At 59.2% G+C, this 13,272-nt stretch carries 12 protein-coding genes; 6 read left to right on the top strand and 6 right to left on the bottom strand.

Annotation, left to right across the window (positions count from 1 at the left end; genetic code table 11):
- Position 1: 1 nt before the first annotated feature.
- From DARO_RS20115 to nikR, 4 genes are all read right to left on the bottom strand, one after another.
- Complete coding sequence (locus tag DARO_RS20115) at positions 2 to 2,026, bottom strand: TonB-dependent receptor (protein ID WP_497463007.1); 2,025 nt, start codon at positions 2,024 to 2,026, stop codon at positions 2 to 4.
- An 85-nt stretch (positions 2,027 to 2,111) separates the two neighbouring features.
- Entirely contained in the window at positions 2,112 to 2,921 is an 810-nt protein-coding gene (locus DARO_RS20120; protein WP_011289668.1) for a HoxN/HupN/NixA family nickel/cobalt transporter, read from the bottom strand.
- 114 nt (positions 2,922 to 3,035) lie between these two features.
- On the bottom strand, positions 3,036 to 4,382 hold the full coding sequence (locus tag DARO_RS20125; protein ID WP_011289669.1) for an ATP-binding protein: 1,347 nt from the start codon (positions 4,380 to 4,382) through the stop codon (positions 3,036 to 3,038).
- Positions 4,357 to 4,821 (bottom strand): nickel-responsive transcriptional regulator NikR, encoded by a 465-nt coding sequence (nikR, locus tag DARO_RS20130; protein ID WP_011289670.1) that lies wholly within the window; start codon positions 4,819 to 4,821, stop codon positions 4,357 to 4,359. Before nikR ends, DARO_RS20125 begins: the two co-directional genes overlap by 26 nt.
- Before the next feature lie 81 nt (positions 4,822 to 4,902).
- Between nikR and DARO_RS20135 the strand changes: the two genes are divergently transcribed.
- The 4 genes from DARO_RS20135 to DARO_RS20150 all read left to right on the top strand — a co-directional run bounded on the left by DARO_RS20135 (position 4,903) and on the right by DARO_RS20150 (position 7,882).
- Positions 4,903 to 5,232, top strand: a complete 330-nt coding sequence (locus DARO_RS20135; RefSeq protein WP_011289671.1) for a metal-sulfur cluster assembly factor — start codon at positions 4,903 to 4,905, stop codon at positions 5,230 to 5,232.
- A complete protein-coding gene (locus DARO_RS20140; RefSeq protein ID WP_011289672.1) occupies positions 5,233 to 6,300 on the top strand; it encodes a DUF8744 domain-containing protein in 1,068 nt (355 codons plus the stop codon). It begins immediately after the preceding gene.
- Positions 6,297 to 6,689, top strand: a complete 393-nt coding sequence (locus tag DARO_RS20145; RefSeq protein ID WP_011289673.1) for a hemerythrin domain-containing protein — start codon at positions 6,297 to 6,299, stop codon at positions 6,687 to 6,689. Before DARO_RS20140 ends, DARO_RS20145 begins: the two co-directional genes overlap by 4 nt.
- A gap of 227 nt (positions 6,690 to 6,916) precedes the next feature.
- The gene (locus DARO_RS20150; protein WP_041224565.1) at positions 6,917 to 7,882 is read left to right on the top strand and encodes an AAA family ATPase; all 966 of its coding nucleotides are present in this window, start codon (positions 6,917 to 6,919) and stop codon (positions 7,880 to 7,882) included.
- 15 nt (positions 7,883 to 7,897) lie between these two features.
- Here DARO_RS20150 and DARO_RS20155 read toward each other — a convergent pair whose 3' ends face one another.
- Positions 7,898 to 8,287, bottom strand: coding sequence for a hypothetical protein (locus DARO_RS20155; protein WP_011289675.1), 390 nt, complete (start codon positions 8,285 to 8,287; stop codon positions 7,898 to 7,900).
- Positions 8,287 to 9,075 (bottom strand): J domain-containing protein, encoded by a 789-nt coding sequence (locus tag DARO_RS20160; RefSeq protein ID WP_011289676.1) that lies wholly within the window; start codon positions 9,073 to 9,075, stop codon positions 8,287 to 8,289. Before DARO_RS20160 ends, DARO_RS20155 begins: the two co-directional genes overlap by 1 nt.
- A 190-nt stretch (positions 9,076 to 9,265) precedes the next feature.
- On the opposite strand from DARO_RS20160, the gene DARO_RS22030 reads away from it, so the two are divergent.
- Positions 9,266 to 11,257 (top strand): bacteriohemerythrin, encoded by a 1,992-nt coding sequence (locus DARO_RS22030; protein ID WP_198134079.1) that lies wholly within the window; start codon positions 9,266 to 9,268, stop codon positions 11,255 to 11,257.
- 446 nt (positions 11,258 to 11,703) lie between these two features.
- Positions 11,704 to 12,858 (top strand): Fic/DOC family N-terminal domain-containing protein, encoded by a 1,155-nt coding sequence (locus tag DARO_RS20170; protein WP_011289678.1) that lies wholly within the window; start codon positions 11,704 to 11,706, stop codon positions 12,856 to 12,858.
- The last annotated feature ends 414 nt before the right edge of the window (positions 12,859 to 13,272 follow it).

The raw sequence follows: 13,272 nt of genomic DNA on the forward strand, positions 1-13,272 counted from the left end.
ATTAGAAGCGATGGGAGATGGTCAGGCGCAGGCTACGCGGTTCGGCAGGGTGAATATGGCGATCGCTGGCCGAGGTGCCCTCTCCCCGCAGTTGCGAGTCGTACCAGTATTCGATGTCGTTCTCCTTGCGATCGAACAGGTTGTAGACGTCGAGGGTCAACTGGGTACGCTGGTCGATCTTGTAGCCGGTACGCAGGTTGGTCAGTGCCGAACTGCCGGAGCGCACGGAGTTGTCTTCGATCAGCGGACGCGGCCCGAAATAGCGCAGGCGCAAGGCCCCGAACCACGGGCCGAGGTGATCGAACGTCAGGCCGATATTGGCAGTCGTCGCCACCGCACCGGGAATGTAGTCGCCGACCGTCGGATCTTGATCGCGGAAACGGGCATGCGACCAGGCGAGGTCGGCATCGATCGCCAGCCAATCGGAGAGTACATAGAGGTTGGTCCACTCAAGGCCATAGCGGCGCGACGGGCGTGATGGTTCGGTGGTGCCGGCATCGCCAACAAAGAGCAGTTCGGAGGCGGCATCGAGTTGCCACAAGGCAAGCGTCGATTGCCAGCCGGCGACCGGTTCGCTGCGCGCACCCACTTCGTAACCCTTGGTGCGGACCAACGGCTTGACGCGCTGTACTGGCGTCGTGCCGTCAGCTGGATCGACCTTGATCGTCGTCCCGCGCGCATCGTTTGAATGGAAGCCGTGGCCGTAATTCAGGTAGAGCTCGGTTTTCTGCCACGGGCCGAAAATCAGCGCCAGTTTGGGCGTCACCATCTGGTCGCTGGCCTTGCCGGAATTAGCAGCCAGGCTCGATTCGACGTCGAAATCGTAGGCATCGGCACGCAAGCCCTGGACCGAACGGAACCACTCGGTCCACCGCGTTTCGTTTTGCCCCCACAGCGTCAGACTGCGCTGGGTCACCTTGTCTTCGCGGACAGTGCCGACGGTCTGCCGGGCCGAGGTGGCGTAGAGACCAACCGGGTTAAGACGGTCGATCCGGCTCTGCAGGCCGATGCTGTTCTCGACCTCGAAAGCGCCCCAGCGATCGAACATCGCATGCGACAGCGCAAAGCCCCCCGACTGACGGCGCTCGCCCTGCTTGAACTGGTCGCCGGTGTCACAGGTGCCACTGTGGGCGACATCGTTCAGGCAATATTGAAAATTGGACCACAGATCGAGGCTGGACTTCAGCCACCAGACGTTGGCCTTGGTCTGGGCATTGGCCCAGCGCCTGGCCCATTCACCGGCCAGGCTGTAGCGACTGGTCTCGCCACCGGTCGTCGAATCGAGGGTGCCAAAGCGGCCGACCTGCCCGCGGTCGATGGCGCGCTGGGCAATTTGGTCGGTGGACGTCCATTGGCCCCGGTAGGCCATGCCGGTCAGCGAAAAGCCGTCGTTGCGTGTTCCCTGGCTATAGCGCAGCACGCCATTAAACTTGCGGTAATTCTCGGCCACTTCCCACGGTCCGTCGTTATGGAACAATTCCAGACCATAGAGCAGATTGCCGCGGCCCACTTCCGGCGAGCCAGCCAACAGGTTGCGCACATAGCCCTTCTGGCCCAGCGTGATTTGCGCCAGCGACGCATCCATCTGGCGGAAATAGTCGATATGCGCTGCGCCAGCCGATGAGAAATCGCCTTCCTCAGCGAAGTACGGCCCCTTGCGGAAGCTGATGCGATCGACCAGCTCGGGAATCAGGAAATTGAGATCCGTGTAGCCCTGGCCATGAGCATGGGTCGGCATGTTGACCGGGACGCCACCGACGTAAGTGGCGAAATCGGTACCATGGTCGAGGTTGAAGCCGCGCAGAAAATACTGGTTGGCCTTGCCGTCACCGGCGTGCTGGGTAACGATCAGGCCGGGCACCATTTCCAGCGCCTCGCCGGGGCGCAGGATGGGCACGGCCGCCAGGCGCTGGCTGGAAACCACACCTTCACTGCCGGACGCGGCGATGCCTTCCAGATTTTCGGCCTTGGCCCGCACTTCGACCGTAGAAAGCTCAGCCGACTCATGTGCTCCGACGCTGCTCACGGCCGCCAGAAAATAGGAACTTATTAGCTTTTTTCTTACGCTCATCGCCAAAAAAAGCCGGTTGCCCGGCCTCCTCCAAGAATGGCTAGGCCAGCGCCGGCCGACGCGTCAGCCGCACGGCGGCGACAAAGCTGACGGCGATGATGGCCACCAGCGTAAAGCCAAAAACCAGTTCCTTTCCCTCGCTCCAGGCATCGACGGCCGGCGACAGCATCTTGGCGGCACCAAAGGCGGCGACCAGCAGGCTGACGCCGGAGACGACCAGCCCCATCACGCGAGAAGCGATCAAGGCCACCTGATCGGCGCGGGCAATCAGCCGGGCGATCCACAGACCGTTAATGCCATCGGTCAGCAGCATGCCAAGCATGAACAGCAGGGCCAGGACCAGCGCGTGCTCCCAGCCGCCGAACTGGGTCGCAGTCAGCGCGAAAAAGGCGGCTTGCGACAGCGTGTCAAAAGAAAGGGCGAACAGCGCACCGACCAGCGCGATCAGTGCCGGATGCGAGACATGGCGCAGGTTGCCGAGCAGGCGCCCCTTGATGCCCACCGGCTGGACGACTTCATGCGGTTCGGCGCGCAACACGGCGGCCAGGTTCAAGCTGCCCAGCGCGACGAGAAAGCCGATTGAGATAAGCGCCCCCAGGGTACCGAACCATGCCGGCACCGCCCACTGGCCGGCCAGGGCGGAGACGCCAAGCGCGATGGCCATGACCACGGCACCGTGGCCAAGCGAGAACAAGGTGCCGCAGTAGCGCGCCAGACCCGGCCGGGAGCGGGCGTTGAAGCGGGTCAGGCCGTCGATGGTCGCCAGGTGATCGGCATCGAAACCGTGCTTCATGCCGAGCACAAAGGTCAGGATCAGCAGCGACAGCCAATCAGAAGGCAGGGTTTCCATAGGGCACCGTATGAAGGTTTTTCACATCTTCATACAAAGAGCGTGCCAGATCAATAAGTCATTGTTCGTATTGATTTCCGCCTTCCGGTACCACCAGAAAAAGCGGCCAACTGGTCAGCGGCTTTCCACCGGAAGTGCAAGGATGAATTCCGCCCCGTTGCCCGGCACGTTGCCGGCGCTCAGCTTGCCACCATGCCGTTCGACGATGCCGTAGCTGATCGACAAGCCCAGCCCCGTGCCCTGACCAACCGGCTTGGTGGTGAAGAAGGGTTCGAACAGGCGGCTCAGGTGTTCCTCGGGGATCCCCGGGCCGTTGTCGGTAAAGCGCAATACCGCCATGGCGTTTTCGACGCTACCGCTGACCTGGAGTCGGGCGTCGGCCCGATTGGCCAGCGCATCGCTGGCATTCTGCACCAGATTCATCACCACCTGCTGCAACTGGCCGGAGGAGCCGGAGCAGCGTAGATCCGGCGGCAAATCGATATCGACCACAAACTTGGCCGGGGCGCTTTGCACCACCCAGCGGACCGAGCGCTCGACCACGTCGTTGAGGCTGACCCGTTCCGACGTCATCTTGTCCACCGCCGAAAAGCGTTTCAGGGCATCGACGATATCGCGGGTCCGCTCCGCCCCTTCGATCATGCCGTCGATCAGGTGCGGCATGTCGGCCAGGATACGATCGATGCGCAACGCCTCGCGCATGGCCTTGAGCGCCTCATCGTCTGCGGCATCGCTGGCATGCACCGCAGCGAGATAGCTTTCCAGGCGGCTGGCGTAGCGCTTCAGCGACAACACATTGCCCAGCACGAAACTGATCGGGTTGTTCAGCTCGTGCGCCACACCGGCGACCAGCCGACCAAGCGAAACCATTTTCTCGGCGTGCAGCAATTGGCCCTGGGTCCGTTTCAGATCATCGTGGGCCTGACGCAGGGCGGAATAAGCACGGCGCAGTTCGCCGACCGGCCGACCGGTGACGACCATGCCCATCAGCTTGCCGGTCTGCGATAGACGCGGCGTGCAGTTCATCGACACTGGCACGGTCGAACCATCGCCGGCACGCAGGAAAAACTCGCAGTCATGGACGCCTTCGCGGCCGAAACGCGAGAAGATTTCGCGCGCCTTGCCCCGCTCGACGTCGTCGGCAAACAGGTCGAAAACCGGTGTCTTTTCCAGTTCGCCGGCCGTCTTGCCGGAGAAATGCTGGAGCGAGGAATTCACCTCCTCGATGCCACCATTGCGGTCGCACACGATCAGGATGTCCGACATCGAGGCAAGCACGCTCTCGATGAACTGATGCGACTCCTCGAGCGCGGCGTTTTTCTCTTCGAGGGCGACTTCGTACTGGAGGAGGTCGTTGTAGACCTCATCCATCTTCTGGATGACTTCGATCCAGGCCTGCTCCCCGCCCGGCGGCAGCGGCGATTCCGTCGACAGATCAGCGGGCGGGACGGTAATGGACATGGGCTTCACCGTGTTCGTCATGGGCGTGATGATGTTCCGCTTCCAGCGCGATCAGGTTCAGCTTGCCGTGACGAACGCCTCGCTCGGCCATCAGGGCATCGGCAAATCGGCGGACATCGGCAGTCGAGCCTTTCAGGATCACTGACTCCAGGCAGTTGTCGTGATCGAGATGGCTGTGCATGGCGGCCACGGTCAGGTCATGGTGATCATGCTGCAGGCCGGTCAGGCGTTCGGCCAGTTCGCGTTCGTGGTGGTTGTAAACGTAGGACAGGTTGCCGACGCAATGGCCGGAAGGCGTTTCACGCTGACGGTCGCTTTCGATGGCACCGCGGATCAGGTCACGCACGGCTTCCGAGCGGTTGCTGTAGCCGCGGGCGGCGATCAGTTGATCGAATTGTTTGGCCAAATCCTCGTCCAGCGAAATGGTGAAACGTTCCATGTTCTTTGCTCCCTGCTAAATACGGCCGGTAAACGCGGTGCTAGGATGGCCTTTCCTGCATTCTAACTTCTCGCCCCGCCCATGACCGCTGCTCTCGATACCGAACAGATCCGCACCGCCCTGCGCAAGGTGGTCGACCCCGAGGTCGGGGCCAACATCGTCGATCTCGGCCTGATCTATCGCATCGAATTCGATGCCCCTGGCAAACTGCTGATCGAGATGACGATGACCTCGCCGGCCTGCCCGATGGGCGAAATGATTGTCGATGACGCCTACGCCGAACTCGAGCGCGTGCTGCCGGCTGACTGCCAGCCGGAAATCCGCCTTGTCTGGGAACCGCCATGGGCACCGTCGATGATGAGCGAAAAATGCCGCCTGAGCCTGGGCTGGAACGAGGCGGACAGCGCTTAAATGGCTGACCTGAAACCCGCTGGCCGGTTGCCGCTGCTGTTTTTCGGCATGCTCTCGCTGCTCGGTGGCGTGATGGCCGGCTTGGCACGGCTCGGCTGGGAAGTCCCCGCCCCTGCCATGCAGGCAGCCGGCGTGCATGGCCCACTGATGATCGCCGCCTTTTTCGGCACGGTGATCAGCCTCGAACGTGCCGTCGCGGCGGGCCGGAACTGGGCCTATCTTGCCCCGCTGGCTGCCGGGGCCAGCGGCATTGTCCTGATCGCCGGCGCCCCACTGCTGGCAGGCCAAATCCTGGGCAGCCTCGCCGCATTCGGCCTGATTGCTGCCAGTGCCGTCGCCCTGCGCCGCCAGGTGGCCGCCTTCACCGTTGTCCTGACACTGGCAGCCGGCTGCTGGCTGGTCGGCAACCTCGTCTGGCTGGCCAGCGGCAACGTCAGCACTGCCGTGGCGTGGTGGTTGCTCTTTCTGGTCCTGACCATTGCAGGCGAACGCCTTGAGTTGACCCGTTTTCTACCCACGCCGCCGGTCGCCCAGAAGCTGTTCATCGGCATCGTTGGCGTTCTGCTCATTGGCGCACTGACCGCAGTTAACTCGCTTTTTTCCACCGGCTTGCTCGCCCTGGCGTTCTGGCTGCTGCGTTACGACATCGCCCGCCGCAATATCGCGACGGAGGGCCTGACCCGCTTCATTGCCGCCTGCCTTCTTTCCGGCTATGCCTGGTTGCTCGTGGCCGGCCTGCTCGGTCTGGCCGGCGCCTTCACCCCCGGCCACCCATGGCGCGATGCCGCGCTGCACGCCATCGGCCTTGGTTTCGTTTTTTCCATGGTCTTCGGTCATGCACCGATCATTTTCCCTGCCGTCACCCGCATCAAAATCCCTTACCACCCGGCCCTCTACCTTTCCCTCGTACTGCTCCACCTGACGTTGGCACTACGTGTACTTGGCAGCTTGGCCGGCAATTTCGACCTGCGTCACCATTCCGCCTTGTTGAACGGGCTGGTACTGATTGTCTTTATTGTCACGATTGCGACGCTGGTTCGCCGCAATGCCCCACGAGGTGCCCGATGAAACGCCATGCCGCCCTGCTGCAACTCTCGCGCGAACACCACCAAGCGCTCAAAATGGCCCGCCAGGCCCGCTTCGCCTGCGACGCCGGAGTTTTAGAAGCCATAACCCAGGCCGCCGAAGCCATCTGCGAACGTTTCCGTGACGAACTGGAGCCACACTTCCAGGCGGAAGAAAAAGACCTGCTGCCAGCACTAGCCGCTGCTGGCGCAAGCAATCTGGCGCAGCGCACGCTGACCGAACACGCCGAACTTCGAGAACTCAACCGGCGCCTGGCAGAGCCGGACGGTGAAACCCTGGCCCGCTTTGCCACCTTGCTGAACGACCATGTCCGCTTCGAAGAGCGCGAACTGTTCGAAACCGCGCAGCAGCTGCTTTACCCCGAACACTGAGCGCACCAATCAGGGGCAAAAATTGTCGGCTCGCTGCGCGTGTCGTCGCAAAACCGGCAAAACAGAGACGACACCCCGAACCCTCGCCAAGTTCGACGAGCCCCTGCTGCAGGCCATCTTCACGCCTTTCACGCTCGCCACCAAAAACCGGGAACGGGATATGCTTGACTCAAGCTGTAGCACGCTTGATCCGTTATCTGGTTTAAGAGCGCATGGAGGAAGTCATCATGGCCCACAGTGAAATCCGACTCTCGGTCGCTGAAGAGCGCACCATCTACGACGTAGGCGCCATCGAGCGCGCCATGGAAGAGGCGGCCGGCAACCGCAACGAGGCGCTGGCCACCCTCTACGACAAGATGAAGCAGCGCGGCGGCGGCCGCTTCCTGGTCCGCCCAACCGGCGCTGACATGATCGACGATCTCTACGACAGCTGCCCGAACTTCAGCGAGGTCATCGACGATCTGAAGAAGTACGTCGCGCTCTCCGTCGCCGGCAACGAACCGATGAGTTTCACGCCCATCCTGCTGCTCGGCGAACCGGGCATCGGCAAGACCCATTTCGCCCGCGAACTGGCGAGCCACCTAGGCACCGGCCATGAATTCATCTCGATGAGTTCGCTGACGGCCGGCTGGGTGCTGTCCGGCGCCTCGTCGCAGTGGAGCAACGCCAAGCCGGGCAAAGTGGCGCACACGCTGGTGCATGGCGATTTCGCCAACCCCATCGTCGTCCTCGACGAAGTCGACAAGGCCGGCGGCGATTCGCGCTATGACCCGATGGGCGCGCTCTACGGCCTGCTTGAACGCGACACTGCCCGCGCCTTCAAGGACGAGTTCATCGATATCGACATCGACGCCTCGCACATCCTGTGGGTGACGACGGCCAACGACGAGCGCAGCATTCCGGAACCCATCCTCAACCGGATGAACGTCTACGAAGTGCCGCGCCCCGACCACGATGCCGCAATCACCATTGCCGCCGCGCTCTACCGCGACATCGTCAGCCAGCACGACTGGGGCTTCCCGCCCGAGGCCGACGAGGCGGTACTCGAACGCCTCGGCTCGCTGCCACCGCGTGACATGCGCAAGCGTCTGATGGCCGCGTTCGGCACCGCCAAGCTGGAAGGCCGCAACTGGCTGGAAGGCAGGGATTTCGAACAGGCGCGGATGGGACGAAGCCGGAAGATCGGCTTCTAACGATAGCGCCCCGGCTCAGTCCAGTCGCTTGAACACGGTCGTCTGGCCATCACGCTCCCGGAGTCGAAACTCAGCGGGCGTGACGGAAAGGACGGGGTTCGGATCGTCGATAATCCGCCCACCCTGCTTGATGCTCCAGATGATCTGCTTGCCCTCGTAACGCCAGACGCCGTATTGCAGGAGGGTGCCGTCGTCCTTGCGAAGCTCCCATTCGCCATTGGCGGCCAGGTGGATGGGGGTGACGGCACGGTCAGACTGCCACTTGCCGACAAAGTCGCGCTGGCTGACTTTCTTGCCGGTCAGGAAATGAATGCCGAATCCGACCAGCAGCGCCAGCACGACCAGCCTGAATCGCTTTCCGGAGAAAAATTCCATGGCGGCAAGATGGCGAACGCTAGCCGCCATTACTCCTCGTTCTGAAAGCTGCGCCCGCGGAAGCGGTTGATTTCCTGCTCCCGACGCGCCCGTTCGGCCTCTTTCTCGGCGCGCTCCTTTTCTTCCTTGCGGCGAAGCTCTTCCGCCTTGGCGCGCTCAGCTTCCTGCTCGGCACGGCGGAGATTGGCCGAAACCTCTTCGCCGAGGCGCCGCGACTCTTCCTCGAAACGGCGCTGCTTGCGTTCCTCGTCCTCCTGCAGCCGCTGCTTCTGCTTGTCGTCACGCTCGGCCTGCTCCTTGCGACGCATGTCGGCCAGCAACAAATCGGCTTCGGCCCGGCTCGCCGCCCGGATACCGTAGGTCTGGTAGAAATCCTGGAGATAGACCTTTTCGGCCGCCGGCGATGCCGGATCCTCCCCCATGACCGCCTTGGCCCGCTGGTAGGACATGAACATCACGGTAATCTGCATGACCATGCCGATCACCATGACGCCGGCGATCACCGTCAGCAGCCTGCGAATCGGACTCGACTTTGATGACTCCAGCGCGACCTCGACATGCAGCGGCCGCACCAGTCCTGCCGTCTCGCCACCGCGCATGACCAGGCCGGCATCGTAATCCGAGCGGCGCGAAGGATTGGAGAGCACATCGTAAGCCTGCTTGAGCAACTGGAGCCTGAATTCAACTTCAGCCTCGGGCAGCGGGCTGTTTCCCGCCGCCAACTCTCGTGAAATTCTCAGGTAAGCCGAACTGATCTCGATCAGATCAGCATGCTGCGAGACTTCCAGCAAGTCGTAGTAGTTTGTCGTCTGCTTCATCGCGTGAGATTCGGTGGTAACTAGCCGCGGAGCATACCAAAGCCATCATCCGTCCACCAACTATGGATGGGCAATGCTCACTTCCTGGTCAGGGGGAGCCGATCGGGAAGTCAGCCTGCAGTTGAATAAACATTTTGAATCTCGGCTCAGCCCTCAGGATGGCCTTTAAAGTACCGTTATGATGTCAGACATGAACTCATTGCTCGACATTCGGACGCTGATACTGGTCATCACCATTGTCGTGACCTGTCGCACGTTCATATTAGGGTACGTCTGGAAAATCACCCGTCCCTATCGGCCCGCAAGCTATTGGGCTATCGGGTCGCTGTTGATCAGCGTCGGCGAGTTGTTGGTCGGCCTGAGGGATCACATATCTCCTGTTGTTTCAATCCTGCTCGCGCAGTGCCTGATCATGACTGGCTGGATGAGCATCACCGGAGGGATTTCCATCGCGGCGCGGCACAAGCCGGCATGGCGGACGGGGGGCGCGTTCATCGCCCTGGCGATCCTCTGCACTTTCTGGTTTCTCGTCATATCCCCTGATTTTGCGATAAGGACCTACGCGGCCAGCCTGCCTGTCATCGGCTTCGACCTGTATGCCGCTTTCGTGTGCCTGCGCTTCAAGGAAGGGGCACAACGCGCAACGTTCAGGATACTGGCGATTACCTTGCTGGCACAGGTGATCTCCAATCTCGTCAAGACCGCTTACATCGGCATCAACGAATTGACCCAGCTTTTTGACGCCCGTTGGCAGGTCGGTCAGTTCTATGTGGTGTCGGTAATCACGGCATCGGTATCGACCGCGTTATTCGTGTTGCTCGCCGTACAACGCCTTCAGGAACAATTGAATGCCGAACTCCTGGCGCGGCGAGAAATCGACCACTCAGTACAGCTTGCCGCCATGGTCTATCAGGCAAGCAGTGAAGGCATGCTCGTCACGGAACCCGATGGCAGAATCATCTCCGTCAATCCTGCTTTCACCGCCATCTCTGGTTATACGCAAGATGAGCTGGTCGGAAAAACTCCCCGGATATTCAAGTCGGGAAAACAAGAGCCCGAGTTTTATGCGGCGATGTGGCGGGAAATCATTGCGACGGGGCACTGGAAAGGCGAACTGTGGAATCGACACAAGGACGGAAACCTGTCTGCCGAGGCGCTCAGTATCAATACCATACGCAACCCGGACGGATCGCCACAACGGTTTGTAGCGCTCTATCACGATGTCACGTCACAAAAACAATCCGCAGAGGTCATTTACCATCAGGCCAACCACGATCAATTAACCAATTTAGCCAACAGAAACCACTTCTTTCAGCAGCTTTCGAAAGAACTATCCCGCGCCCGCCGCACCGGAAAGCGCGTTGGGCTGCTGTTCACCGACCTGAATCGATTCAAGCCAATTAACGACCAATTTGGTCACGAAGCAGGCGACACGGTTCTAAAAACCGTCTCGCAACGGTGGTTGGCTTGTGTACGCGACAACGACCTTCTGGCAAGGATAGGCGGCGACGAATTTGCGCTGATTATTTGTGATCTAAACGATGTATCGCAAACCAAGATCATCGCGAGAAAGCTCATTGCGACGCTGGAAGCACCGATCGCAATTGGTAACGATCAAAGCTGCACGGTCGGCACAAGCATAGGGATCGCCATCTATCCTGACAACGCCATGGAAATGGATTCCCTGATTTCTGTCGCCGACGCGGCCATGTATGCCAGCAAGTCGTCTGGCAACAACATCATTCGACTCGCCGACGTTGTGGCGTCAGAAAAGAAAAATCAATCGGACTGGATTGTTTTTGAGTCGGGCCATCTTGTTGGCGTCAAAAAAATCGACGAGCAGCATCAGGAACTGGTCCGCATGGTAAACAAGATCAATCGAGCCATTCATTCGCGATGTGAAGATGCCTCACTGAAACTGATGTTCAATGAACTCGTTGCATTCACCGAACACCATTTCTCGACCGAATTACGGTTCATGATCGATTTTCACTATCCGGAAACCGACGTTCATGACCAGCAGCACCAGGCACTTGTGGCGCAACTCAGTAATCTGATTACCCGGTTCGAGCAAGGTGATGAGTTGCAATCGCTCCAGATGATCAAAGACTGGCTACTGAGGCACATCGAACATGCCGACAAGCCGCTAGGGGCATATCTAGCCTCTAAAGGTGCCAATTAGCTGCGGTTCAGACTGGCCGTCACGGGCATGACGGTTGGAATCCCGGCCATTCAGCATGACCCGGGCAAACCGAAAACTTGGGCAAAAAGCCCAAAAAGGTCTGCCCAATGCGGCTTCCATGTCTAATGCACCGTACAGACCATGCGCAAGCGAAACGGGCTGAATTTCCTGTGCTGGCTCAACGGGATAGCTTCTTTTTCTGCGCTCTCAAAGAGTCTTGAAACACACCATTTCGCACGCTAAGAATCAAAGGGTTAGCAGCGTATTTGGTAAACAAGAGACAGAGCCGGCTGCATCAGCACAAAAGTTTTGCGTATGCAAAAAGGTGTTTCGTAATACGCAAATGAATTTGTGTCATCTAGACGATACACAAGTTGTGTATCACTAGGCTCGTTTAATGATACATAATGAAAGTTGTGTAAACCTGATGATTCACAACGCTGAGCATGACCACGATAGCCCCATACGAACCGCAAAGCCTGCCGATTGACGATCTAGATTATCGAGCATTGATCGCTTTGGTTGGCGAGGCAAATGCAGCATTGGCTCGCTATAGCGGCCTACTTCAGGGAATGGTAAACCCAGCCGTCCTTCTGTCACCAATAACGAACCAGGAAGCCGTTCTATCCTCAAAAATTGAGGGAACGCAGGCAACTCTCGAAGAGGTTCTGGAGCACGAAGCTGGGCAAACCCACGACGAGAACAAGACTCAGGATATTCGGGAAGTACTCAATTACCGGAAGGCGTTGATGCTTGCCCAGGAACAACTACAGGGGAGGCCTCTTCGGCTCAGTTTGTTGCTGCATCTGCACACTATCTTGATGGACAGCGTTCGAGGGCAGAACAAAACGCCAGGCGAGTTTCGCAAAGAGCAAAACTGGATTGGCAGAACGGGCTGCTCGATGGAGGAAGCCAGCTTCATTCCCCCCAGCCCGCTGCGCCTGCATGATCACCTACAGGCATGGGAAACCTATCTCTCAAGCACGGACTTTGATGTCCTAGCACAAACCGCCATTGCCCATGCTCAATTTGAACTGATCCACCCATTCAAGGATGGCAATGGACGTATCGGACGGCTATTGATTCCCTTGTTGCTTTACGCGAAGGGGCGTCTATTCAGCCCCATGTTCTACCTGAGTGCTTACCTGGAGAGCAACCGGGATGAGTACTATGCAAGGCTTAAAGCGATCTCGAAAGAGGGGGATTGGACCGGTTGGATCGCGTTTTTCCTGAGAGCTATCATCGAGCAAGCAACGGACAACACTGCCCGAGTCCAGCACATCATGTCCTTGTACGACACGATGAAAGATCGAGTTCGGGCCGTCACACATTCTCAGCACACCGCCCAGCTGGTTGACCTTCTGTTCGCCAAGCCAATTTTCCGCTCCTCAGACATCATTGAAAAATCAGAAATACCGAAGCCGACCGCCCACTTGTTGATTCGCCAACTGCAAGAGGATGGAATTATCAAGGTGATGCGCCAAGCATCGGGCAGACGACCAGCAATCTATGTATTCCCGCGACTACTCGATATTGCCGAAGGAAGAATTGACCTATCCCCCCCCAAAGGATCAGAACCAGTTCAGGGAGAGCTTCTATAGGGACTCTTCGGCCCGGTCGTCACTTTGACGGCCGGGGGATTGGAGGGCTATAGTTCGGCGCTTGGAATAACCATTGCAAACTTCTGCCAAACCGCTGTTTTACGCGGGTTTCAGAGGATTGCAGAACCGCAGCACAGAAAAGATCTCCCGATGTCTGACACAACCAATCCGCCGTCCTACACAGCCCCTGTTCTCGATATAGGCGGAGGAAGAAAGTATGTTCCGCCGGAAACCGGTATTGGGGAGCGGATAAAGCAAGCCAGAAACAGACCCGGATACGATATGTCTGTCGAGGCGCTTTCACGAATGTGCAAGATGTGTGACCAAGAACAGCAAGGGATTTAACGCCCAAGCACTACTTGGGCATAAGTCGGCCGACATGACGGCCATCTATCGAGACACCCGAGGCGCCGA

Source organism: Dechloromonas aromatica RCB (genome assembly GCF_000012425.1).

Bases quoted from the DNA above. Each gene is read 5' to 3' on its own strand.
- DARO_RS20145 (WP_011289673.1), top strand. From the start codon at position 6,297: ATGAAACGCCATGCCGCCCTGCTGCAACTCTCGCGCGAACACCACCAA.
- DARO_RS20160 (WP_011289676.1), bottom strand. From the start codon at position 9,075: ATGAAGCAGACGACAAACTACTACGACTTGCTGGAAGTCTCGCAGCAT.
- DARO_RS20170 (WP_011289678.1), top strand. From the start codon at position 11,704: ATGACCACGATAGCCCCATACGAACCGCAAAGCCTGCCGATTGACGAT.
- DARO_RS20140 (WP_011289672.1), top strand. From the start codon at position 5,233: ATGGCTGACCTGAAACCCGCTGGCCGGTTGCCGCTGCTGTTTTTCGGC.
- DARO_RS20155 (WP_011289675.1), bottom strand. From the start codon at position 8,287: ATGGCGGCTAGCGTTCGCCATCTTGCCGCCATGGAATTTTTCTCCGGA.
- DARO_RS22030 (WP_198134079.1), top strand. From the start codon at position 9,266: ATGAACTCATTGCTCGACATTCGGACGCTGATACTGGTCATCACCATT.
- DARO_RS20150 (WP_041224565.1), top strand. From the start codon at position 6,917: ATGGCCCACAGTGAAATCCGACTCTCGGTCGCTGAAGAGCGCACCATC.
- DARO_RS20125 (WP_011289669.1), bottom strand. From the start codon at position 4,382: ATGTCCATTACCGTCCCGCCCGCTGATCTGTCGACGGAATCGCCGCTG.
- nikR (WP_011289670.1), bottom strand. From the start codon at position 4,821: ATGGAACGTTTCACCATTTCGCTGGACGAGGATTTGGCCAAACAATTC.
- DARO_RS20135 (WP_011289671.1), top strand. From the start codon at position 4,903: ATGACCGCTGCTCTCGATACCGAACAGATCCGCACCGCCCTGCGCAAG.
- DARO_RS20120 (WP_011289668.1), bottom strand. From the start codon at position 2,921: ATGGAAACCCTGCCTTCTGATTGGCTGTCGCTGCTGATCCTGACCTTT.